The following is a 22,798-nucleotide window of genomic DNA, read 5'->3' as shown; positions in this document are numbered from 1 at the left end:
CATGTGGATCTACTGCGACATCTGCGGGGCGGTCGTGGCCCTCGTCGACCTGCACGCCGACTGGCACGCGGCTCGCGGCGAACACCCGCCCATCACCCCAACCCCCGAGCCAGACCCTGAGGAGGCCCCCTGATGTCGATCAAGGACGCCCGCGGACACGACGTACCCGGCGAGCTGGAGGCACCCGACTACCGGGACACCAACCGCCTGTCCGCCTCGATCAACGACTTCGTGCCAGTCGCGAACGTCACCGAACGCGCGCAGCTCCTGGCGGACCTCGCCGCACAGAACCCGCCCTACGTCCCCTCGCCGGCGCGGCCCCTGTATGTCCACCGCGCCGACGCCCCCGCCCCCAACCGTCTCGAGTACACCGAGGGCATCGGGTTCCGGCCCGTCGCCCCGGTTGGCGGGATCTTCGTGGGCACGCTCAACCAGTTCGGGCAGATCGCGATCCCCCACGGACTGGACTACGTACCGACCATGGCCAACGCCGAGATGAGCCTCGACCTCGCCGGCGGCACCATCGGGGAGGACATCCCCCGCGACTACGTCGCCACCATCTACACCATCACCGCCGCCGAGATCCGCGCCCGCATCACCAACATCCGCGTCTCGACCTGGGCAGGCCTCGGGCTGCGCGTCGCGCTCGCCTGGATCGCGCGGTGAGCGACGCGGTCGTGGTCCAGCTGATCACGACGGCGGGCGTGATCCTGGTCGCGGCCCTCGGCAAGGTCAAGCTCGACCGGATCGGGCGCGACGCCCGCGAGGCCCGCGAGCAGACCGCCAACGAGCACGCCGACGCGGAGTACCCGAACCTGCGCGACGAGCTCACTGCCATGCGCGGAGACCTGTCCGCCGGCCTCGACCGCCTCGAGGCCGGGCAGAAGCGCCACGACGGGGAGATCGGCGGCATCCGCCACACCCAACGACAGCAGACCGACGCCCTGGCCCGACTCGACGAACGCATGGAAGGCCGCGACGCCGAGCAGCGCCGGGAGCACGCCGTCCTGTCCAAGCGCCTCGACGACCACCTCACCACCACCGACTGACCCACCCACCCCAGGCCCCGCACGCAACCTGCGTCGGGGCCTTCGCCATGCCAGGAGGCACCATGGCCACCGCCTACGTGAACGGCTCGGTCCCACCCGAGCTCCTTGCGGCCCTCGACGGGCAGCCCGAGGCGCAGCTGCGAGCCGACGCGGCCGCGGCATGGAACCGGGCCCGTGCCGACGCCCTCCGCCGCACCGGGACCGTGCTCCGGGTCCGGGGCTGGAACCGGACCCTCGCCGAGCAGGAGCGGTTCTTCTTCGAGCGTTACGAGCCCCGCAAGGCCGGCGGGACAGACGTCCGTTGGTACAAGGGCGTGCGGTACGTCCGCGGCCGCGGCGCCGCGGCCGCGATCCCCGGCACCTCGAACCACGGCTGGGGCCTGGCCGTCGACGTCGACGACTACGGGAACGTCGGGCAGTTCGACTACCCGCGCCGCGCCGCGACGTTCCCAGTCCTCGCCGAGCACGGCTGGACCGACACCGAGGGCCGCGGCGCGATCCGCGAGCCCTGGCACCTGGTCTACGACCCCGCCCGAGACCAGCACCGCAACACCCCACCCCCCGCACCGGCACCGGTGCCCGACGTCCAGGAGGACGACACCATGATCGTGGTACTCAACAAGGCGAACAACGCCGCCGTCATCGTCTCGGGCGGCCGGTCCGTGCCCGTCGTCGGATGGGACCAGTACGTCAACCTCACCCAGACGCTGCCCTCGATCGGCGTCTCCGACGCGCAGTTCAACGCCATCGTCGCAGCGTTCCCCGGCGGTGCAGCCTGATGAGCACCCCGACGTCTCCGACCTCCGACCGCGCCGTGTCCTACCTGCGCACCGTCGTGCCCGTCCTGTGGGGCTCTCTGGTCGCCTGGCTCCTCACGGTCGTGGTCCTGCCCACCGAGGTCACCGACCTCCTGACCTCCGACCTCGCGATCACCGCGGTGACCGCGCTCGTGGTCGGCGCCTGGTACGTCGCCTGGCGCTGGGCCGAACCCCACATCCCCGACTGGCTCACCCGCCTGGTCCTCGGATCCGCCCAGACACCCACCTACACCGGACGCCACAGCGCAAGTGTTGAGCATTTGCCTCCATCCGCCGAGGCTGAGGGCGCTTAGCCGGACGCAAGGAGGCCCCCACCCGCGATCTCGCGGATGGGGGCCTCCTTGTTCAGCACAGATCTGTGGCTCAGATCAACAAGGTGGACCCGGTCACGCCCTGGAACATCAACCTTGTGATCGATACGCTTCAGAGTTCAGGATTGCACATGACAACTCCAGTCACTTGCACGGTTGCTGGCAACATACCATCACTGCGGCGGAGGTTCAAGTTCCTTCTGCCCTGATGCTAGTCGCAACTCGTACTCACGCAACTCTTCGAGCAGGGGCCACGTGTACCAGGACGTGAACGACAGGTTCTTCGTGTAGCGGATCTCCTCCACGAGCGCCATCCCCTCTTCTAGTTGATCCAGAAGAGCAAGCCGCGCCAGCTGATACTGAGGCGAAAGGTGAGCCGTCGGCCACGCGACAATCTCGTCGCGACATTCATCAAATTTGCCGAGCCGCTTCTTCGCGAGCCAGACGTTGACCTTCAAAATAAGCGCGTTACCCTCGTCCTTGACAGAACGCACTACGTGGGCGCAGTCCGCGAACTCAATTGCTCGATACCGCTTGTCCTCAAGGTGACGGTAGGGCACATTGCAGATAAACATCTCGAAGATCTCCCGATCCCCGCCCTTGATCAGCTTGTCACCAAACGCCCATGCAAGATGCCATGCCGTAGCCCAGAGTCGATCAGCCGCGTCGCGCAGGTACTCAGCATCCACCACAAGCTGCACGCCGACAGGCGGGCACTCAGGCAACCCACGGACCTTTTCCCGGTAGAGTTCATTGACGACGCTGTCGTTGTGCACAACTAGGTTACGTCGTTGGAAAACCTCACGCACCGCCACCTCTCGCACAACACTCGGCACGGCAACACTGAACTTCTTCTCGAACGTCGCCAGCCAGTCGTCGAAGGATGCGCGCAACATCTCATTGACAGCCCGCTCAATCGTCTGCTCTCTCAACGACTCAATCGACGAGTGACTTGTGACGTCTTGCCACGTAAACGATGCTCCACTGAGGGAGAGCGCGGCGGGAAACTCTCGATATGCGTAGTTCGCCAGATCGGCGATGAACATCTCAAACCCGCCGACCAGACTTGTGAGCAGCGAAGAGAACATCAAAGGGGTAGCAGGCTCGTCATGCCGCACCCTATCGGCAGCCTCCAGCAGGACGGGGATCCCCTCTTCACCGGCCTCTTGAAGCAGGAGCGCAAGGCGACCCACGGCCTTCGTCGCCGGACCATCGTCATTTCCGGACTCGTCGCCATACTTTGGCTCGAGGGCGTCGACAATCTTATAGATCAGGTCCGGAGCCACGCGGGGATGCTTGGCAAGGAGATCCGCATACAGCGCGGATCGTTGGTCGTCAACCCCTGACATCTTCTCCTCGATATACTCGAGCAGGCGAATCATGGTTCGTTGTCGACGAAGGAACTTCGTGAAGATCATCTCGAGTTCCGTGCGCCTCCGCGCCGAGGCCGCACCCTTCTCTTCTTCCACTTTTCACCCGCTCCATGAAGACTGCGCGCCAGTACGCTGCCTGCCCGATCCGAGACCGCGAATATAGCGTTCGCACCCTCCCGCCAGTGCGGTTCGCAAAGAGTAGCGCGAGGCAGGGCTGGTTGCGCAAGGCCATCACGCCCCAGGGCGCAGCCGACCATCTTCAAAAAGCGGGCGATCCCTCGCTCCCGAGGGCAGAGCGTCGACGGTGCACGGCGCAGAATTCACCCTCACGCGCGCGACCCCTGGGTTGCTTCGGCAACGGTGCACATGGAGGGCGCCAGGCCACGATCGGTCAACAGAACGGACGCAACCCGAACTTTGGTATCGAACGTCTGTTCGATACCCTGCATGCGTGAGCAGACCGACCGGCAACACCCCGTTCCCGAAGCGGGCCCGCACGCTGAACCCGAAGCAGTACGGGCACGAGGTCACGACGCCGGAGACGCCGATGCCGGTCCGGGCATGGATCGTGACGATGTCGGGTGATGAGTTCGAGATCGACGCCGAGGCGATCGCATGGACCCGGCGAGCCGTGCACATCAGCTACATGGACCGCTTCGGCCACCCCGACACGGCCTGGGTCTGGGCCGGCGCCGTCGTCAGGCGGTAGGCGCCGAGTCCTCGGGGCGGTCCGGGCGCTCAGCGCGTCGCTTCCGGCGCAGCTCGCCGGTGGCCATGACGACCGACACGACTCCAAGCGCCGCCATCACCCCGCCGAGCACACGCGCGCCCGTCGACTCGGCAGTCACCAAGAGCGCGATGCCGACGACGGCAAAGACTCCGTACACGACCATGCGGAGCTTCTCCATGCTCATCCATCTGCCGTCTGCTTCTTCGGGGCCGACGACTGGGCGATGCGACATGTCCGGCAGCGTCGCCGGGTCCCGGCGTCGGACGGGAACATGTACGTGTTCTCGGCCGTGTACGGGTGACCTGCCGGGCAGTGGGTCTTGGCCGTCTGCCAGTCCCCGCCGGACGACCGCTCGGTGCGGCCGGTCCGCGCCCGCCGCTGGTAGTGCATCTTGCAGACGTCCTGCAGTCCGAAACGCGCCCTCTCGCAGTCCTCGACGCTGCACGCCACGGGCTCGCGCGAGGTGCGCAGCGGGGCGGTCTGCTCGAACCGCTCGAGCACGAGCCGCCCCTGCTCGGCGTCGAGGATCCACGGACCCGAAGTCGGCCGCTCCCAGCCGCGCGTCGAGATCCACGCCCACACACTCTTCCGGGACACCCCGGCCTCGCGCGCTAGCTCACGGATCGTCCACTCCCCTGCCATGCCGGGAGCCTAGCGGGCCTAGCCTGACCCTGTGGTCCTTCGCGCGATGCTCGAGCAGATCCCTCGGACGGCACCCGCCGGTCGCGCTCAGCATGGCCCACTGTGGCGCAACGTCGCCAACGGCGATCGGGTACCCTACGGGGTACCCCAACATGGGAAAACGAGTAGGGCAGGTGGGGCTTGAACCCACGACCGGCGGATTATGAGTCCGATGCTCTGACCGACTGAGCTACTGCCCCTCGGCGGACAAGCGTACCGGCAGGTGCGCGCCCGTCGGGCAGCAGGGCAGTACCGTGTCTGGCATGGCTCTGTTCGCCCGTAGCTCCCTGCCCGACGACGCCCGCAGGTCCCTACGCCTCGCCCCCAAGGACGCGGTGCTCGCTGCGGCCCAGCTCGTCGACGGCTCGTGGGCCGCGGCGACGCGCACGGTCCTGGCCACGACGGGTGAGGACGGCTCGTCCCGCCCCTGGTGCGACGTGGACCGCGCAGGCTACGACCCGGTCACCGCGTCGATCACGGTCGAGTGGGTCGACGGCGCCGCTCCCCTGGTCCTGCGTCTCGCCGACTCGCGGCGCACCACGCTGGCACAGACCGTCCGGGAGCGCGTGCAGTCCTCGGTCGTGCTCGCGGAGGTGGTCGCTCTCGGGGCCGGCCGGTCGGCCAAGGTCGCGGTCCGCCGCGACACCGACGGCTCGCTCTTCTCGCAGGTCGTCGCCGAGGCCGGGGTGGACCTCGACGACCCGCGGACACGGGCTGCGATCGACGCCGCGGAGGACCGGGTCCGCTCGATGTCCGGACTACCCCTCTGATGCTGATAGAGTTTTCTCCGGTCGCCCAACCGGTGCAAAACGGTGGGTGAGCGGTCCCGCGTAGCTCAGCTGGCAGAGCATCCGACTGTTAATCGGACGGTCGTAGGTTCAAGTCCTACCGCGGGAGCACGACGAGAGGCCCCTGATCTGCGGAGACGCAGGTCAGGGGCCTTTGTCGTTCCTCGGGTCACCTCGAGCCGGCGAGAGGTGTGACCTTCATCTCAACGGGCTGAACTGCTGTGCGCCACGACCCACCTGGGCCGGGACGAGGCCTCCTCCGGTACCTGCTCCCTCGACACGGCGCGGCATCACGGCGACCCGGAACGCGAGGTAGCGGTCGACGTTGGCGACCGCCCGGTAGAGGCCGACCAGGAAGGTCGCCAGTCCGGACAGGGCCACGAGACCACCGAGGACCAGGAGCGCAGCCACCCCCGAGGCGTCAGGCGACCTGCCGTAGGACGATGCGCCGTACGTCGCGGCCCCGTCGAGCGCGAGGGCTACGACGACGAAGAGCTGAGCGAGAGCCAGGGCGGACACCCCGCCCACGATCAGAGCGGCACTGCGAGCAAGGGTGGGTACCGCGACGACACGAGACATGAACGGTCTCCTCGGAAAGAGCCAGGAGCGACGGGGTTCCTCCCCGCGGTGGTGCCGGCCGGCACCACCATCCTCACCCGCTCGAGGCGGCTCTCGGCCGATGTCCACAGCACCTTGTACGGGTCGATCGCACCGCGGACGGACAGAGGGCGGCACGCGTCGCCCTCGGCGACGTGGCGCGTCGCCCTCGACGACGTGGCGCGTCACCCTCGACGACCGCGCGCACGCCACGTCCTCAGGCGCCCTCGCGCAGCTCTCGACGTTCCCGCTCGACGGCCAGGAGCTCGGCGAACGCCGCCCCGTAGGCCTCCTGGTCCCCCGCAGGGTCCAGGCGCTGGAGGCGGCTCTTGGCGTCCGCGACGCGCCGTGTGAGGCCCAGGTCGACGAACGCCTTGATGACGCCCTTGACGTACCCCTGGATGACGTTCTCGCGGTCCTCGGGCAGCGGGGCGACGGCCAGCTGGTTGACGATGCCGCGCACCGTCTCCGGGGACTGCTCGATCACGGCCTCGACCCACTGCCCTGCCGGGTGCGCGGCCGCTCCGGCCATGCCGCCCGCGGCCCGGATCGCGTCGTGCACGGCTCGCCACGCGGGCGTCGCGAAGGCCGACTCGGAGAACGCGTCGAACTCCTCGGCGGGCACGAACTGGGGGTACTGGAGCGCGACGACGAGCGCCTGCCGCTCGAGACGGGCCACAGGGTCGCGCGGGTCCGGCGGAGAGAAGACCGGGCCCGACGGCGCGGCGGGAGCTGCGTCGTCGGGCGTGGGGGGCAGCGGGCGGACCGGGGCCGGCAGCGTCTGCGGGACCCCCGCCTTGCCCGCCGCCGCGACCGCGCGGCGCACCGACTCCGAGTCCATGCCGATCCAGCCCGCGAGCATGCGCGCGTACTCGGGCCGCAGGGCCGTGTCGCGGATGCCCGCGACGACCGGGGCCGCGGCGCGCAGCGCGGCCACGCGCCCCTCGGCGGTGTCCAGGTCGAACGTGTCGAGCGTGGTGCGGATGACGAACTCGAACAGGGGCTGGCGGCCCTCGACGAGCGCGCGGACACCCTCCGGGCCGTGCGCCATGCGCAGCTCGCACGGGTCCATGCCGCTCGGCTCGACCGCGACGAACGTCTGCGCGTAGAAGCGCTGGTCCTCGCCGAACGCGCGGACCGCGGCCTTCTGGCCCGCCGCGTCGCCGTCGAACGTGAAGACGATCTCTCCCCCGAGCGACGCGCCCGACGCGAGCTGGAGCCCGCCGCCCGCGGTCGTGTCGCCCAGGAGGCGGCGCACGATGCGCGCGTGGTCCGAGCCGAACGCCGTGCCGCACGTCGCGACGGCCGTCGTGATGCCCGACAGGTGCGCGGCCATGACGTCGGTGTACCCCTCGACGACCACGACGCGCTTGTTCTTGGCGATCTCCCGCTTCGCGAGGTCGATCCCGTAGAGCACCTGGGACTTCTTGTAGAGCGTGGTCTCCGGGGTGTTGAGGTACTTGGGGCCCTGGTCCTCGTCGAAGAGCTTGCGCGCACCGAACCCGATGGTCTCGCCCGTCACGTCGCGGATGGGCCACACGAGACGTCCGCGGAAGCGGTCGTAGATGCCACGCTGGCCCTGGCTCATGAGGCCCGACGCGATCAGCTCCGCCTCGGTGAAGCCGCGCCCGCGCAGGTGGCGCAGCAGCGCGTCCCAGCCCGTCGGCGCGAACCCGACACCGAAGCGCTCGGCGTCCGACCGGTCGAAGCTGCGCTCGGCCAGGAACGTGCGCGCGACCGTGGCGCCCGGAGCGAAGAGCTGCTCGGAGAAGAACTGCGAGGCCACGCGGTGCGCCTCGAGCAGGCGTTGGCGCTTGCCGGGCTCCTCGGTGCGGCGCGGGCCGCCGCCCTCCTCGTACCGAAGCTGGATGCCCACGCGGTCCGCGAGGTACTCGACGGCCTCCGTGAACGTCATGCCGTCGATCTTCTGGACGAACGAGATGACGTCGCCGCCCTCGTTGCAGCCGAAGCAGTGCCAGCGGCCCACCTGGGGGCGGACGTGGAAGGACGGGGAGCGCTCGTCGTGGAAGGGGCACAGGCCCTTGAGCGAGCCGACACCGGCCGGCTTGAGCGTCACGTGCGAGGACACGATCTCGTCGATCCTCGCGCGTTCGCGCACCGCATCGACGTCCTCGCGTCGGATCAGACCTGCCACGTACCCGAGTGTAGGTGCCGCCGGTGACGTCTCGCGCCGGGCCCCGTCCGATCAGCCATCAGCCGCGCCTACCGACCGCTCGGGTGACCTCAGGAGGACACGAGCTCGAGCAGCCGGGCCCGGGATTCCGCGCACCGCCGCGCGTACGCCCCGGGGGTGTGACCGGTCACGGAGACGAAGTCCACAGCCAGGTGCGCCTGGTCGTAGTAGCCCACGTCGACCGCGAGCGCCGACAGGTCCTGGCCGGGGTCCTGGGCGAGCCGCTCGGCCGCGAGGTGGACGCGATGGCGTTGCAGGACCCACTTGGGCCCGACGCCCAGCCGCTCGCCGAGCAGCCGCTGGAGGCTGCGCGTGCTCGTGCCCGCGACCCGGGCGAGGTCCGCGACGCGCGCTCGGGGTCCCAGGTCGCCCGAGGTCGCGGCGTCCAGCACGCGCGAGACCTGCGCGAGGTGCTGGTCCGGGGCGAGCCGCTCGCGCACGAGCCCCGCGAGGACGCGGACCGCGTCCTCGTCCTCCCCGCGCTCGGCGAGCGCGAGGGCGCGCTCCCCCGCCTCGTCCGCACCGGCGCCCAGCACGCCCGACGCCGGCACGGACGTCCCGCGCGGGACGTTCAGCGCGCCCGGACGCAGCTTGGCGGCCACGACGACGCCCGTCCCGACGAGGGTGCGGTCGAAGAGCCCCTCGGGGATGCCGTGGGCCGCGAACCCGCTGGGCTCGGCCACGAGGTTGACGCACGGGTGCGGGATGACGGTCTGCGTGAAGGACTCGCCCGCCGGCAGGTCCCACCGCACGAGCCAGAACCAGTCGACACGGTCGGCGAGGTCCGCGGGAGCCGGGAACCGTCCGAGGGCGAACGCTCGGCGCGCGGCGACGGGGTCCACCACGCCGTACGTGGTGGACGGGACGCCGGAGACCCCGGGGACGCTGCCGCGTTCGTGTCGCATTCCTCCAAGACTGCCACCGCGCACCGACAGACGATGGGGACATCAGCACCCGAGCACTGGAGGAACCATGGACATGTCCGCCCTGCACCCCAACCTGGCCGTCAGCGACGCCCGCGCGGCGATCGACTTCTACACGGCGGCGTTCGGCGCCGAGGTCGACGACGTGATCACGGCCGGGGACGCGATCATCCACTCCGACCTGCGCCTGCCCACGACGTCCGGGTTCTCGACGTTCACCGTCGCGCAGGAGTTCCCGGGGGCTGGCTCCGCGGCACCGGATCCCGAGGGCCCGACGCCCGTGTCGTTCACGGTGCCCGTCCCCGACACGGACGCGGCCTACGCCCGCGCGATCGCCGCGGGGGCGACGAGCACGGCCGAGCCCGCCGACTGGTTCGAGGGATTCCGCCAGGCCGCGGTGCGCTGCCCGTTCGGGCACCGCTGGTACTTCGTGACGGTCGCGGGATCGGTCACGCCCGAGGACGTGCAACGGGCCAGCGACGCGTGGATGAGCGAGCAGCCGACCGGCTGAGCGCTCGCCCGTCCGCCCGGCCAGGCACGGTCGACCAGGCCCGGCCGACCAGGCCCGCCCGCCCGGCACGGGCGGTAACGTCCTGCCCATGACGAGCACCGAGCACCCCGGGAGCATCCGCATCTGGGGTGCTCCGTCGTTCACCGAGGAGCCCGCGGTGCCCTACCGGGCGCCCGAGGGGCGTTTCGTCGCCGACCCGTGGAGCCTCGCGACCAACGTGTTCGAGCCCGGCCACGCGCGCGAGTGGCCCGACGAGGTGCACTACGAGCACGAGCTCGTCTGGGGCGAGGGCGGGCCGCTCGACGTCGAGGCCACGGGCCGACGCTGGCTGGTCCCGCCGAGCCTCGGCATCTGGCTGCCCGCCGGGACGCGGCACAAGGTCCGGGCCGACCCCGACGTGACCGTCTACGCGACCTACCTGAATCCCGACCAGGTCGCGCCGCGGTGGGAGAGCGTCGTGGGGGTACCGGTCAGCGCCCTGCTGCGCGAGCTGCTCCTGCACGACACCACGGCCGTCATGCCGGACACCAGCCGGCACAGCCTGCAGGCGCTCGCGATCGAGCAGATGCTGCCCCTGCCCGTGGCGAGCATCGAGCTGCGCATGCCGCGCGACGTGGACCTGCTCCACGTCGCCGAGCGGCTGCTCGCGTCCCCCGGCGACGGCCGGTCGCTCGACGCCTGGGCGTCCGACGTGGGCATGAGCCCGCGTTCCTTCATGCGGCGGTTCGTCGCCGAGACGGGGTTGTCCTTCGCCCAGTGGCGCATCCTCGCCCGGACGGGGGCCGCCCTGGTGCTGCTCGCCGAGGGCCGCTCGGTCCGCGAGGTCGCACGGACCGTCGGGTACTCGAGCCCGAGCACGTTCGTCACGGTCTTCCGTCGCACCACGGGCATGTCGCCTGCGGCCTACGCCCGCCTGCTCGGGGCCCCTGGCCACTGACCCTGGCGGGAAATCGGTCCGTGCTGGCAGGATTTCTCGATCCGGCCCGGGTTAGCCTCACCTTTGTTCCGCCAACTAAGGCTAGGCTCATCTAACTACCGAGCGCCTCGCATCGCGAGACTCTCGACGGAGGACCTCTTCATGACCCCGACCAGCTCCCGCCGACGGACCACGCCGCGGCACCTCCTGGGCGCCGTCGCCTCGCTCGTGACGCTCGCCGCGCTCGCGGCCTGCTCGACGGGTGGCACCGACTCCGCCACGTCCGCCCCCGCGGGGGGTGGCGACGTCGCCGCGACCAGCCTCGCCGAGGCCGACGCGTTCCCGGTCTCGATCGACCACGCCTACGGGTCGACGACGATCGAGAAGGAACCCCAGCGGGTCGTCACGATCGGCTGGAGCAGCCAGGACGCCGTCGTCGCGTTCGGCAAGGTCCCCGTGGGCATCGAGAAGTTCACGGGCCCCGGCATCGAGGACGACATCCTGCCGTGGCTCACCGAGACGTTCGAGGGCGCGACCCCCGAGCTCCTCACGTCCAACCCCGACGTCCCGTTCGAGCAGATCGCTGCGCTGCGGCCCGACGTGATCATCGCGGTCTACTCGGGGATCACGGACACGGCCTACGAGCGCCTCGCGGAGATCGCGCCCACGGTCGCGTTCCCCGGCTCGGCGTGGGAGACGTCGTGGCAGGACCAGACGACCATGGTCGGCGCGGCCCTCGGACAGCCTGCCCGTGCGGACGAGCTCGTCGAGGGCGTCGGGACCACGGTCGCCGAGACCGCCGCGGCCCACCCCGAGCTCCAGGGCAAGACCATCACGTACGCCATGAACGGCGAGGGCGGCGTCATCGTCTTCTGCCCCTCGGACCCGCGCATCGAGCTGCTGACGCAGATCGGGCTCGAGCCCTCCCCCGGCACGCTCGCGGTCTGCGGCGCCGAGGACGCCTCGTCGGTCTCGGTCAGCTCGGAGCTGATCCCCACGCTCGACGCCGACGCGTTCATCCTCATCGACGTCGACGAGACGGTCTACGACACCCTCCTGGGCAACCCGCTGTTCGCCGCGCTGCCCTCGGTCGTCGACGGCCGGGTCGTGCGGGTCGTGGGCATGGACTACGCCATGGCCACGTCCGCGCCCACGGTCCTGAGCATCCCCTACGCGCTCGACGAGTTCGTCGCGCAGCTCACCACGACGCTGGGCTGACCAGCGGCACGACGGCGGCCCGCACCCTCCGGGGCGCGGGCCGCGGTCGTGCGGTGGATCAGCGCGGCGACACCCACCGGTCGTGCAGCTGGTAGGCGCTGACGTCGGTGAGCGACGCGACCTGGTCGACGACCACGCGGAGGCGAGCGGCGTCGTCGGGCGCCTCGAGCCAGTCCGCCGCGAAAGGCGCCTCGAGCGCGTCGGGCGCCTTGTCGCTGAAGACCTCGACCAGGTCCGCGAGGACCTGGCGCTGCTGGTGGTGCAGCGGCTCCAGCTCGCGCGGGGCCATGACGTACGCCACGGCCATGCCCTTGAGCACCAGGATCTCCGCGGACGTCGTCGAGGGGACCACGAGGCGGGCCGAGTAGCGCGTGAGCAGCCCGTCGCCGTACTCCTCGCGCGTCGCGGCCTGGGCCGACCCGCTGAAGCGCCCGATGAGCTGGCTCGTCGAGTCCTTGAGCGCCGCGAGCGCCCGGCGCGACCCGTCGAAGCCGCGCATCAGGTGACCGGTCGCCTCGAGACGGGAGATCGCGGCGTCGAGCTCGGCCTCGTCGTAGGCGTCGCCGTACCAGGCGCGCACCGCGGCCACGACGCGCCCGCGCTCGTCGGGGTCGGCCAGGACCGCGAGGTCGAGCTTGCCGCCCACGATCGCGTCCTCGACGTCGTGCACCGAGTAGGAGATGTCGTCGGCCAGGTCCATGACCTGGGCCTCCATGCACTTGACGTGCTCGGGGGCACCCTCGCGCAGCCACGTGTAGACGGGCACGTCGTCGGGGTAGACGCCGAACTTGTGGGTCGTGGTCCCGTCGGGGCGCCGCGGCCCCTCGCCCCGGCGCCACGGGTACTTGACGCTCGCGTCGAGGCTCGCGCGGGTCAGGTTGAGCCCGACGGGCGTGCCGTCCGCCGCGAAGAGCTTGGGCTCGAGGCGGGTCAGCAGGCGCAGGGTCTGGGCGTTGCCCTCGAACCCGCCGTGCTGGGCCATGATCTCCGCGAGCGCCCGCTCGCCGTTGTGCCCGAACGGCGGGTGCCCCAGGTCGTGGGCCAGGCACGCGGTGTCGACGACGTCGGGGTCGCAGCCCAGGGCGCGGCCCATCTCCCGGCCCACCTGGGCGACCTCGAGGCTGTGCGTGAGACGCGTGCGCACGAAGTCGTCCGACCCCGGGCCCAGGACCTGGGTCTTGGCGCCGAGCCGGCGCAGCGCCGAGGAGTGCACGACGCGCGCCCGGTCACGCTCGAAGGGCGTGCGGGACTTGCTCTTGGGCGGCTCGGGGACCCAGCGCTCGACGTCGGCGGCCGAGTACCCGAGGGCGTTTCCTGGCGTGGTGTGCGGCACGGGTCCCACCCTATCGAGGCGCGCGGCGCGCGGTGGCGCGCCGCCCCCGCGCCGAGAAATGCGTAGATGCCCCTGATCGCCGCGGACCAGGGGCATCTGCTCACTTCTCGTCGAAGACCACGTGTGCGTACCGGCTCAGCCGATCCGCCACACCCCGACGCCCGGTCCGTCCCCGGCCAGGTCGAGCCCCTCGGCGGTGACCTCGAGACCGAGCTCGCCGTACAGGCGCTCGGGCTCGGTGCCCGTGAGCAGGTGCCGCGGCAGCCGCGCCCCGGCCCACGCGTCGCGCGCGACGACGACGAGCACGCGCTCGTCGGTCGTCTCGCGCAGGTACGCCACGGCGTCGTCGTCGACCAGGAGCCAGCGCAGACCGCCCTCGCGCAGGGCGCGGCTCGCGCGGCGCATCGCGACGAGCCGCCGGTAGACCTCGAAGGTGTCGCTGTCCCAGCGCTCCGAGCGGCCCCACGGCATGGGCACGCGCGCGTGCTCGCCGTTGGTGCCCGTCAGGCCCACCTCGTCGCCCGCGAACATCACGGGCGTGCCGGGGTAGGTCAGCAGGAGCGTCGCGGCGACCTCGACCATCTCGGCCGACCCCACGATCGAGCGCAGGCGCGGTGTGTCGTGCGAGCCGAGCATGTTCCACTGGCGCGACGTGACGGCCCACGGCAGCACGGCGTCGAAGTCGCGCATGGTCTCGACCATGCTGCGCCCGCCCCGCCGCGGGGTCGTGACGGGCAGCCCGAGGAACGGGACGCTCGAGTCGTGCGGGGCGAGCCACGTCCAGACGGGACGCGTGAACGCCGAGTAGTTCATGTTGGCGTGCCAGCCGTCGCCCGCCAGGTCGAGCGACGCGTCGTGGAAGTGCTCGCTGACCAGGACCGAGTCCGGGTTGACCTCGGTCATGGTCGCCCGGATGCGGCGCGCGATCTCGAGCGTGCGGTCCTCGTCGGCGTAGCGGCCCGTCATGTTGGCGACGTCGATGCGCCAGCCGTCGAGCGAGAAGGGCTCGCCCAGGTACCGCCCGACGACGGAGCCCGGCCCGTCGATCATCCTCGCCCCGAGCGTGGGCGAGCCGTAGTTGAGCTTGGGCAGCGACGCGTGCTCGAGCCAGCCCACGTAGCCGGGCTCGCCCGGCGTCCAGTAGAACCAGTCGCGCTCGGCGCTCGACGCGTCGGCGTGCGCGCGCTCGAACCACTCGTGGCCCGCGCCCGTGTGGTTGGTCGTCAGGTCGCCGAGCAGCCGCATGCCGCGCGCGTGCACGGCGCGCGAGAGCGAGGCGTAGGCCTCGTCGCCGCCCAGGAGCGGGTCGACGTGGTCGAACGTGCTCGCGTCGTAGCGGTGGTTGGAGCGCCCGGGGAAGACCGGGGTCAGGTAGACCGTCCCCACCCCGAGGGCCTGGAGGTGGTCGAGGTGCTCCTCGATGCCCCGCAGGTCTCCGCCGTAGTACTGCGTCCCTACGCCGGGGCCACCCGCGAGGGGCTCGTCGTCCCAGTCCGCGGGCTGGGCCCAGTCCGGGACTGGCCGGTCGTCGGCCTCGGCCGAGCGCGCGAACCGGTCCGGGAAGACCTGGTAGACGACGCCGTCGCCCATCCAGGACGGCGCGGGCGGGTGGACCGTGAGTCGGAAGTCCGCGGCGTCCGGCACGTCGCGGTCGAAGACCCCGCGCCCGTTGAGCCACTGGTACCCGCCCGGGACGTCCAGGAAGAAGCGGTAGCTCGTGACCGGGTTGTGGACCAGGACGTCGGCGACGTACCAGGACTCGTCCTCGTCCTCGCGCTCGAGCCGTGCCTGCGACAGGCGGGGCTCGCCGTCTCGGACCGTCCGCAGCCACACGGACCGGACCTGGGCGGCGGGACCGCCCGGCAACCGGGGCACGCGGACCCGGACGGGGACCACGTCCCCGAGGGCGGGCGTGCCCCCGGGGACGTAGACCTCGGAGCCGTCGTGGTGCGCGGCCAGGGCGACCACCTCGCGGGGCGAGGTGGCCGACCCGGCGGACGTGACGTCGTCGGGCAGGGAGGTGCTCATGCTCAGCCCTTGACCGAACCGGCCGTCAGACCGCCCACGATGTACTTCTGCAGGTAGAGGAACAGCGCCAGCACCGGCAGCGCCGAGACCACGGCGCCGGCCGTGAACAGGCCCCAGTTCGCCTCGCGCAGCGACGAGACCCAGCCGTACAGGCCCACCGCGAGCGTCCAGTTGGACTCCGACGTCAGCACGATGCGGGCGATGATGAACTCGCCGTACGTGCTGATGAAGGACAGCAGCGCGACCACCGCGAGGATCGGGGCGACCAGGCGCAGGATGATCGTCCAGTAGATCTGCGCGTGCGTGGCGCCGTCGAGCTTGGCCGCCTCGTCGAGCTCGCGCGGGACCGTGTTGAAGAACCCGTACATGAGGAACGTGTTCACGCCCAGCGCGCCACCGAGGTAGACGCAGATCAGCGACAGCTTGCTGTCCAGACCCAGGGCCGGGACCACGTCGCCGAGGCTCAGCAGCAGCAGGAAGATCGCGATGAACGCGAGCATCTGCGGGAACATCTGGATGATGAGCAGCGACGTCAGGCCGGCGCGACGCCCCGAGAAGCGGAAGCGCGAGAACGCGTAGGCCGCCGCGGCCCCCATGAGGACCGTGCCGATCGAGGTCACCACGGCGATCACGAGCGTGTTGAGCATCCACGTCCAGAACAGCGACTCGCTCAGCTGCGCGTAGTTCGCGGTGCTCACGTCGCTGAAGAGCGTGTTCGAGCCGGTCAGCGTGCCGTTCTCCGAGAGCGAGGCCGACAGGACGTAGACCAGCGGGAACGCCGCGAACACGACCGCGACGACGCCCACGAGGTGGCGCCAGCCGAGCTCGCTGAACCAGCGGCCGGGCTTCATGCGCTGACGGCCCACACCCGAGCCGGACGGGGTGCCCGACGAGCTGCCCGAGGACGAGCCGACGGAAGGGGAGACAGAGGTGGTCGCCATGTCAGTTGATCTCCTCGAACTTGCGGGTGCTCCGGAAGGCCAGGGCCGAGATGGTGCCGACGATCACGAAGATGACGATCGACAGCGCGCTCGCGAGCCCGAAGTTCTTGGGGGCCGAGCCGTCGACGCCGGAGATCTGGTAGACCATCGAGATCAGGATGTCCGTGTGGCCGAGCGGCACCGAGGCGTCCGCGAACCGTGGACCACCCCCGGTGAGCATGTAGATGAGCGTGAAGTTGTTGAAGTTGAACGCGAACGACGAGATCAGCAGCGGCGCCGTCGAGATGAGCAGCAGCGGCAGCGTGACCGAGCGCCACGTGCGCCAGCGCCCGGCGCCGTCGATCTTCGCGGCCTCCATGACGTCCGACGGCAGCGACTGGAGCGCGCCCGTGCAGATGAGGAACATGTACGGGAAGCCCAGCCACAGGTTCACGAACAGGACCGAGAGCTTCGCGAGGACCGGGTCCGTGAGCCACGGGATCTCCGCTCCCCCGAAGATGACCTCGTTGATGAAGCCGAACCGTGTGTTGAGCAGGCCCGACCACAGCAGGGCCGCGAGGAACCCTGGGATCGCGTACGGCAGGATCATGAGCACGCGGTAGATCTTGCGACCGCGCATGCGGACGTCGTTGAACGTGATCGCGAGGAACAGGCCGAGCAGGAACGTGGTCGCCACGGACCCGATCGCGAAGACGAACGTCCAGGCGAGGATCTTGACGAACGGCTGCGCGTAGCGCCCGTCCGAGAACGCGGTGACGAAGTTGTCGAACCCGACCGCGACGCGCCAGCCCACGGCCAGGGTCGAGCCGTCCTCGGCCTCGAACTGCCCGTCGTCGTTGGGCGTGTAGACGGTCCCGGTGGTCGTGTCCGTCATGGTGTCGCTCGCGGCGTCCCACTCGAGCGTCGAGGTGTAGACGTAGCCCGTCATGGCGTCGGGCGTGCGGATCGACCCGTCCTCGGGGTCGTCCGACACCGGCACGCGGAGGTTCGTGACCTCCTCCTGGCGCTCGAGCACCTGGCCGCGCTCGAGGACGTCGTAGCCCGGGACCTCGGCGGCGCGGCCGCCCACGACCTCGGCGCCATCGACTACCGTGAGGGGCTGCTCGGCCGTGCCGACCTCGACGTCCCCGTCCGGGGTGACGATCGCGAAGGCGAGCTCGTCGCCGTCCACGAGGACCGTGAGCGGCGCGGACTCCGAGCCCTCGACGCGGCGCTCGTTCTGCACGAGCAGCGCCTCGACCGCCTGGTCCTTGGTCGTGTTGTGGCCCGTGCCGTAGTTGGTGAAGGCGATGTAGCCCGTGTAGGCCACGACGAAGATCTGGTAGGCCAGCAGGAACAGCAGGCCCGGCAGGATGTACTTGAGCGGCAGCGCCCGCTTGGAGAAGTAGACCCAGTTGGCGGCGACGAGCATGGCCAGCATCGCCGCGAGGATCCCGTACGACTCCGCGCTCCACGCGGACCAGACCACGTACACGCCGAGCGCGTCGATGACGGCCATGAGGGCGAGCTTGACGAAGAACCCGGGGCTGTAGTTCCGGGCGTGCGAACCGTCACGGTCCCGACGGGGGCGCTGTGCGCGGGGCCCCTGGGGCGGCCCGGAGTCCTCCGGAGCGCCGACTTCGCTGTCGGTGGGCGTGATCTGTGGGGCGGACATCGAGCCTCCGTAGTCGTGCGACACGGGGGTACGGCCCGCGTCATGGGGCTGGCGCAGCACCGCTGGTGCGGTCCGCGCCGACGGCTCGTGGCCGTGGCGCCAGGCGCCACGGCCACGAGGTCAGGTGATCAGGAACCGATCGCTGCCTGGATGTCGGCGATCATCTTGTCCCAGGTGGGGATCGGGTCTGCGCCACCGACGATGGCGGCCTCGGTCACGCCCCAGAAGCTCCACACGGAAGCCATCTCGGGGATCGAGGGCATCGGGACGGCGTCGGCACCGACGGCGCGGAAGCCCGCGATGATCGGGTCCTCGGCAGCGGCCTTGTCGGCCGAGACGGTGAGCGCCGGCGAACGGTTGCCCGCCTTGTAGAGGGCCGTCTGGGCCTCCTCGGTCGAGAGGAAGTTGACGAGGAAGTCGTTGGCGACGAGAGCGTTCTTGCTCTGGTTGCTCAGGTAGAAGCCCTGCACGCCCACGAACGGCTGGGCGGGCTGGCCACCGGCGCTGGGGACCGGGTCGATCGAGAGGTCCAGGCCCTCGAAGGACTCGATCATCCACGGGCCACCGACGATGAAGGGCGACTCGCCGTTCTTGAAGGCCTCGACCGCGATGTCGTACGTCGTGTCCTGGCTGAGGTTGCCCGCGGCACCCTGTGCGCCGAGCCACGTCGCGAACGCCTGGCCCTCGGGGCCGCCCATGGCGAGCTCGGAGGTGTAGGAGCCGTCAGCGTTCTGCGAGAACACCGGGGCGCCGAACGACGTCTGGAAGGGGTAGTGCGTGTACGGGTCGCCCTTGGCGCCGTCCGACTGGACGAGGATCGGGAACTTGGTCCCGGCGGCCTGTCCGGCGGCGATGGCCTCGTCCCACGTGGCGGGGGCCGCGGGGGCGAGCGCGGTGTTGCGGATGAGCGCGATGTTCTCGATCGCGTAGGGCAGGCCGTAGACCTGGCCGTCCTGCGTGAAGGCCTCGATCGAGACCTTCTCGAACTCGGACGCCTTGTCGCCCAGCTCGAGGGGGGCGACGACACCGTTGGTCGTGAACTCGCCGAGCCAGTCGTGCGCGCCGACCGTGATGTCGGGGCCCTTGCCGGTCGGGACCTGCGCGAGGAAGTCCGCGCGGATGTCGTCGAAGTTCTTGAGGACGACCTCGACCTTGGTGCCGTTCTCGGCCTCGAAGGCCTTCGCGGCGTCCGTGACCGCGGCCTGGCGGGTCTCGTCGACCCAGACCGTCAGCGCACCGGTCGAGCCGGTCGAATCGCCGGACCCCGAGGTGGTCTCGTCGTCTCCGCTGCCGCCGCCGGAGCAGGCAGTGAGCGCCAGCGTGGTGCTGAGCGCTGCGGCTAGAAGGATGCTCCGTCGCATCTGAGTCACTCCAAGCATTCGAGATGTCAGCCAAGGGTGGCGAACCTGCCCTCCTTGGCCCTGATGTGGACGACCGTACGACGTCGGGTAGCCATCGTGCAAGCGCTTGCGGTAACTTTCATGCAACGCTTTACACACAACGGCGAAACAGCTCGTCGCACACAGTCGCCTGTCCAGAACCATCCGACCGGCGAGCAACCAGGACGAGGAGGTCCGGTGTCACCTACACTGCCCCACGTGCGTACCCGTCTCACAGATCTCGCCGAACAAGCCGGCGTCAGTACTGCGACGGTCTCGCGCGTCCTGAACGGGAAGGCCGGTGTCGCCAGCGAGACGCGCCAAGCAGTGCTCGCTGCGCTGGACCTCCTCGGCTACGAACGTCCCGAGAAGCTCCGCAACCGGTCCGCAGGCCTGGTCGGCCTGATCGTCCCGGAGCTGACGAACCCCGTCTTCCCCGCGTTCGCGCAGATCATCGAGTCGCTGCTCTCCGAGCACGGGTACACCCCTCTACTGTGCACGCAGTCCCCGGGGGGCACCACCGAGGACGAGTACGTCGAGATGCTCCTCGACCACGCGGTCGACGGCATCGTCTTCATCTCGGGCCTGCACGCGGACACGCAGGCGAGCCACGACCGCTACGAGCGCCTGCGCAGCCGCGGGATGCCCATCGTCCTGGTCAACGGCTACGCACCAGGCGTGGACGCCCCGTTCGTCTCGCCCGACGACGTCGCGAGCGTCGAGCTCTCGGTGCGCCATCTCGAGTCGCTCGGCCACCGAAAGATCGGTCTCGCGATCGGCCCCGGCCGGTTCGTGCCGGCACAGCGCAAGCTCGCCGGCTTCGCCGACGCGCTCGTGCGCCACGGGCTGGTCTCGGACGTGGCCGAGGCGCAGGAGCACATCGTGGTGACCCTCTTCACGGTCGAGGGCGGTCAGGCCGCGGCCGGCGAGCTCATCGACTCGGGGCACACCGCGATCGTGTGCGGCTCGGACCTCATGGCGCTCGGTGCCATCCGTGCGGCCCGCGCTCGCGGCCTGCGCGTCCCCGAGGACGTGTCGGTCGTCGGCTACGACGACTCGCCCCTCATCGCCTTCACCGACCCTCCGCTGACGACGGTGCGCCAGCCCGTGTCCGCGATGGGCCAGGCGGCGATCAGCGCCCTGCTCACCGAGATCTCCGGCGACAGGGCCCCGCGGTCCGAGCTGCTGTTCCAGCCCGAGCTCATCGTGCGCGGGTCGACGGGCGCGGCACCGGGCCCCCGACTCGACAACCCCTAGCCGCAAGCGCTTACACTCGGACGACGGCTCGTCGGGCCCGCCTCCTTCATCGGTCGCGCCCACGATCCCCGTACCGGTGATCCTCCGGGCCACGACGCCCGGTTTCCCGCACGGACCGCCTCGCCGCACCAGGCGCCCCGGACCGTCGGCCACCGTCCCCAGAACGCGCTCCACCACGCCACACCCCGCACACAGTGAGGACCTGTACTCCATGTCTCGTATCGATTCGATCCCGGCGGCCGAGGTCGACTCCGCACCTGCACTGACCGCCACCCAGCTCGTCCACGCGGCCCACGAGGGCCCGGGCGAGTGGTGGCGCGACGCGGTCATCTACCAGGTGTACCCGCGCTCCTTCGCCGACGGGAACGGCGACGGGATCGGCGACCTGCCCGGCGTGACCGCCCGCCTGCCGCACCTCAAGGCACTGGGGATCGACGCCGTCTGGCTCTCGCCGTTCTACCGCTCGCCCCAGAAGGACGCCGGCTACGACGTCTCCGACTACCGCGACGTGGACCCGCTGTTCGGCACGCTCGCCGACTTCGACGAGATGCTCGCCGCGGCGCACGCGATGGGCATCCGCGTCATCGTCGACGTCGTCCCGAACCACACCTCCGACCAGCACGCCTGGTTCCAGGAGGCGCTCGCAGCGCCCGAGGGCTCGCCCGAGCGCGCTCGCTACCTGTTCCGTGAGGGCAAGGGCGAGAACGGCGAGCTGCCCCCGAACAACTGGCAGTCGATCTTCGGCGGCCCGGCCTGGACGCGCGTGACCGCGGGCCCCGGCGCGCACGTCGTGACCGGCGCCGAGGGCGAGGTGGCAGGTCAGTGGTACCTGCACATGTTCGACTCGACCCAGCCGGACCTCGACTGGACCAACCCCGAGGTCCGCACCGAGTTCGAGGACGTCCTGCGCTTCTGGCTCGACAAGGGCGTCGACGGCTTCCGCATCGACGTCGCGCACGGCATGGTCAAGCAGGACGGGCTGCCCGACTGGGACGGCTCGGTCTCGATGGTCGAGGGCACCGACGCGGGCGCTCCCGAGGACGGTTCCACGGGCGCGGGCAACTCCGGCCCCATGTTCGACCAGGAGGGCGTGCACGACATCTACCGCGCCTGGCACAAGGTCCTGGCCGAGTACGACGGCGACCGCGCCCTCGTGGCCGAGGCCTGGGTCGAGCCGCTCTCGCGCCTGGCCCGCTACGTGCGCCCCGACGAGATGCACCAGGCCTTCAACTTCTCGTTCCTGACCACGGCCTGGGACGCCGCGCCGCTGCGGGCCGTCGTCGCCGCCTCGCTGCACGCCTCCGACGAGGTCGGTGCGCCCACCACCTGGGTGCTGTCCAACCACGACGTCGTGCGCCACCCCTCGCGCCTGGGCCTGGCCGAGCCCGGCCTGCGCCCCAACGGGATCTTCGCGCACGAGCCCCAGCCCGACGAGGAGCTCGGCCTGCGCCGGGCCCGCGCCGCGAGCCTGCTCATGCTCGGCCTGCCGGGCAGCTCTTACCTGTACCAGGGCGAGGAGCTCGGGCTGCCCGAGCACACGTCGCTGCCGAACGAGGTCCGCGAGGACCCCGCGTTCTTCCGCACCGAGGGTGCCGAGGCGGGCCGCGACGGCTGCCGCGTGCCGCTCCCCTGGTCCGCCGAGGCCCCCGGGCTCGGGTTCGGGGCCACGGACAAGACCTGGCTCCCCCAGCCCGAGTCGTACAAGGCCCTCGCGGCCGACGCCCAGTACGGCGTGGCCGGCTCGACGTTCGAGATGTACAAGGCCGCGCTCGAGATCCGCAAGGCGGAGAACCTCGGTGCGGGCTCGCTCGCCTGGGTCGACGCCTACGCGGACTCCACCGACGTCATCGCGTTCCGCAACGGCGACGTGGTGGTCCTGGCGAACCTGGGCTCCGAGCCCGTCGTCCTGCCGCACGGCGCGCAGGTGCTCGTCGAGAGCGGACCCACGTTCTCCGACCGCAGCGCCGACCCGCAGGTGCGCGTGCCCTCCGACACCACGGTGTGGTTCCGCGCGTGACCTGGTAGCCCGTCGGGTCGCGCGAGCAGCCCGACGAGCCCACGACCGACCCGGGGGCACGAGCACCCGATACGCGACGA

General features: G+C 70.7%; 23 protein-coding genes and 2 tRNA genes. 13 read left to right on the top strand and 12 right to left on the bottom strand.

Going from position 1 to position 22,798, the window contains the following annotated elements; translation table 11 throughout:
* The first annotated feature begins 1 nt into the window (after nucleotide 1).
* The 5 genes from OERS_RS22255 (at nucleotide 2) to OERS_RS11070 (ending at nucleotide 2,160) form a co-directional block, all read left to right on the top strand.
* A complete protein-coding gene (locus OERS_RS22255) occupies nucleotides 2-133 on the top strand; it encodes a hypothetical protein (protein ID WP_282956065.1) in 132 nt (43 codons plus the stop codon).
* Nucleotides 133-666: a hypothetical protein gene (locus OERS_RS11085; protein WP_068625799.1), complete on the top strand. Its 534-nt coding sequence runs from the start codon at nucleotides 133-135 to the stop codon at nucleotides 664-666. The genes OERS_RS22255 and OERS_RS11085 overlap by 1 nt, the downstream gene beginning before the upstream one ends.
* Nucleotides 663-1,049: a hypothetical protein gene (locus OERS_RS11080; protein ID WP_068625798.1), complete on the top strand. Its 387-nt coding sequence runs from the start codon at nucleotides 663-665 to the stop codon at nucleotides 1,047-1,049. Before OERS_RS11085 ends, OERS_RS11080 begins: the two co-directional genes overlap by 4 nt.
* A 62-nt stretch (nucleotides 1,050-1,111) precedes the next feature.
* Complete coding sequence (locus OERS_RS11075) at nucleotides 1,112-1,828, top strand: M15 family metallopeptidase (protein WP_068625797.1); 717 nt, start codon at nucleotides 1,112-1,114, stop codon at nucleotides 1,826-1,828.
* Complete coding sequence (locus OERS_RS11070; protein ID WP_068625796.1) at nucleotides 1,828-2,160, top strand: hypothetical protein; 333 nt, start codon at nucleotides 1,828-1,830, stop codon at nucleotides 2,158-2,160. The genes OERS_RS11075 and OERS_RS11070 overlap by 1 nt, the downstream gene beginning before the upstream one ends.
* A gap of 191 nt (nucleotides 2,161-2,351) precedes the next feature.
* Here OERS_RS11070 and OERS_RS11065 read toward each other — a convergent pair whose 3' ends face one another.
* Entirely contained in the window at nucleotides 2,352-3,647 is a 1,296-nt protein-coding gene (locus tag OERS_RS11065) for a hypothetical protein (protein ID WP_068625795.1), read from the bottom strand.
* Between the two features lie 355 nt (nucleotides 3,648-4,002).
* Between OERS_RS11065 and OERS_RS11060 the strand changes: the two genes are divergently transcribed.
* Nucleotides 4,003-4,260: a hypothetical protein gene (locus tag OERS_RS11060; protein ID WP_068625794.1), complete on the top strand. Its 258-nt coding sequence runs from the start codon at nucleotides 4,003-4,005 to the stop codon at nucleotides 4,258-4,260.
* Here the strand turns inward: OERS_RS11060 and OERS_RS11055 are convergent.
* From OERS_RS11055 to OERS_RS11045, 3 genes are all read right to left on the bottom strand, one after another.
* Nucleotides 4,250-4,465 (bottom strand): hypothetical protein, encoded by a 216-nt coding sequence (locus OERS_RS11055; RefSeq protein WP_139107790.1) that lies wholly within the window; start codon nucleotides 4,463-4,465, stop codon nucleotides 4,250-4,252. The genes OERS_RS11060 and OERS_RS11055 overlap by 11 nt on opposite strands.
* Nucleotides 4,462-4,923, bottom strand: coding sequence for a hypothetical protein (locus OERS_RS11050; RefSeq protein ID WP_068625792.1), 462 nt, complete (start codon nucleotides 4,921-4,923; stop codon nucleotides 4,462-4,464). The genes OERS_RS11055 and OERS_RS11050 overlap by 4 nt, the downstream gene beginning before the upstream one ends.
* Nucleotides 4,924-5,088: 165 nt before the next feature.
* A tRNA-Ile gene (locus OERS_RS11045) sits at nucleotides 5,089-5,162 on the bottom strand.
* Between the two features lie 63 nt (nucleotides 5,163-5,225).
* Here OERS_RS11045 and OERS_RS11040 point away from each other — a divergent pair.
* Both OERS_RS11040 and OERS_RS11035 read left to right on the top strand, forming a co-directional pair.
* Nucleotides 5,226-5,732, top strand: coding sequence for a hypothetical protein (locus OERS_RS11040; RefSeq protein ID WP_056650858.1), 507 nt, complete (start codon nucleotides 5,226-5,228; stop codon nucleotides 5,730-5,732).
* Between the two features lie 54 nt (nucleotides 5,733-5,786).
* Nucleotides 5,787-5,859, top strand: a tRNA-Asn gene (locus OERS_RS11035).
* 89 nt (nucleotides 5,860-5,948) lie between these two features.
* On the opposite strand, the gene OERS_RS11030 is transcribed toward OERS_RS11035, so the two are convergent.
* The 3 genes from OERS_RS11030 to OERS_RS11020 all read right to left on the bottom strand — a co-directional run bounded on the left by OERS_RS11030 (nucleotide 5,949) and on the right by OERS_RS11020 (nucleotide 9,446).
* A complete protein-coding gene (locus OERS_RS11030) occupies nucleotides 5,949-6,329 on the bottom strand; it encodes a hypothetical protein (protein WP_139107789.1) in 381 nt (126 codons plus the stop codon).
* Nucleotides 6,330-6,564: 235 nt separating this feature from the next.
* Nucleotides 6,565-8,502, bottom strand: coding sequence for a DNA primase (gene dnaG, locus OERS_RS11025; RefSeq protein WP_068625790.1), 1,938 nt, complete (start codon nucleotides 8,500-8,502; stop codon nucleotides 6,565-6,567).
* A gap of 89 nt (nucleotides 8,503-8,591) precedes the next feature.
* Nucleotides 8,592-9,446: an AraC family transcriptional regulator gene (locus OERS_RS11020; RefSeq protein WP_068625789.1), complete on the bottom strand. Its 855-nt coding sequence runs from the start codon at nucleotides 9,444-9,446 to the stop codon at nucleotides 8,592-8,594.
* Between the two features lie 73 nt (nucleotides 9,447-9,519).
* On the opposite strand from OERS_RS11020, the gene OERS_RS21525 reads away from it, so the two are divergent.
* From OERS_RS21525 to OERS_RS11005, 3 genes are all read left to right on the top strand, one after another.
* Complete coding sequence (locus OERS_RS21525) at nucleotides 9,520-9,975, top strand: VOC family protein (RefSeq protein ID WP_169834213.1); 456 nt, start codon at nucleotides 9,520-9,522, stop codon at nucleotides 9,973-9,975.
* An 88-nt stretch (nucleotides 9,976-10,063) separates the two neighbouring features.
* Nucleotides 10,064-10,912, top strand: coding sequence for a helix-turn-helix domain-containing protein (locus tag OERS_RS11010; protein ID WP_056650843.1), 849 nt, complete (start codon nucleotides 10,064-10,066; stop codon nucleotides 10,910-10,912).
* Between the two features lie 141 nt (nucleotides 10,913-11,053).
* Nucleotides 11,054-12,109, top strand: coding sequence for an iron-siderophore ABC transporter substrate-binding protein (locus tag OERS_RS11005; protein ID WP_068625787.1), 1,056 nt, complete (start codon nucleotides 11,054-11,056; stop codon nucleotides 12,107-12,109).
* A gap of 58 nt (nucleotides 12,110-12,167) precedes the next feature.
* On the opposite strand, the gene OERS_RS11000 is transcribed toward OERS_RS11005, so the two are convergent.
* From OERS_RS11000 to OERS_RS10980, 5 genes are all read right to left on the bottom strand, one after another.
* Nucleotides 12,168-13,538, bottom strand: a complete 1,371-nt coding sequence (locus OERS_RS11000; protein ID WP_083201383.1) for a deoxyguanosinetriphosphate triphosphohydrolase — start codon at nucleotides 13,536-13,538, stop codon at nucleotides 12,168-12,170.
* Between the two features lie 39 nt (nucleotides 13,539-13,577).
* Nucleotides 13,578-15,470: a glycoside hydrolase family 13 protein gene (locus OERS_RS10995; protein WP_082849013.1), complete on the bottom strand. Its 1,893-nt coding sequence runs from the start codon at nucleotides 15,468-15,470 to the stop codon at nucleotides 13,578-13,580.
* A gap of 2 nt (nucleotides 15,471-15,472) precedes the next feature.
* The gene (locus OERS_RS10990; RefSeq protein WP_056650834.1) at nucleotides 15,473-16,411 is read right to left on the bottom strand and encodes a sugar ABC transporter permease; all 939 of its coding nucleotides are present in this window, start codon (nucleotides 16,409-16,411) and stop codon (nucleotides 15,473-15,475) included.
* Nucleotide 16,412: 1 nt separating this feature from the next.
* The gene (locus OERS_RS10985) at nucleotides 16,413-18,065 is read right to left on the bottom strand and encodes an ABC transporter permease subunit (protein WP_056651450.1); all 1,653 of its coding nucleotides are present in this window, start codon (nucleotides 18,063-18,065) and stop codon (nucleotides 16,413-16,415) included.
* Between the two features lie 128 nt (nucleotides 18,066-18,193).
* On the bottom strand, nucleotides 18,194-19,426 hold the full coding sequence (locus OERS_RS10980) for a sugar ABC transporter substrate-binding protein (RefSeq protein WP_068625785.1): 1,233 nt from the start codon (nucleotides 19,424-19,426) through the stop codon (nucleotides 18,194-18,196).
* Nucleotides 19,427-19,663: 237 nt separating this feature from the next.
* Between OERS_RS10980 and OERS_RS10975 the strand changes: the two genes are divergently transcribed.
* Nucleotides 19,664-20,701, top strand: a complete 1,038-nt coding sequence (locus tag OERS_RS10975) for a LacI family DNA-binding transcriptional regulator (RefSeq protein ID WP_231907767.1) — start codon at nucleotides 19,664-19,666, stop codon at nucleotides 20,699-20,701.
* A 211-nt stretch (nucleotides 20,702-20,912) separates the two neighbouring features.
* Entirely contained in the window at nucleotides 20,913-22,718 is a 1,806-nt protein-coding gene (locus tag OERS_RS10970) for a glycoside hydrolase family 13 protein (protein ID WP_068625783.1), read from the top strand.
* Nucleotides 22,719-22,798: the final 80 nt, after the last annotated feature.

Source organism: Oerskovia enterophila, assembly GCF_001692445.1.
GTDB lineage: Bacteria > Actinomycetota > Actinomycetes > Actinomycetales > Cellulomonadaceae > Oerskovia > Oerskovia enterophila.
Note: the sequence above shows the minus strand (reverse complement) of the source record. Positions and strands in the feature narration are given on the sequence as shown.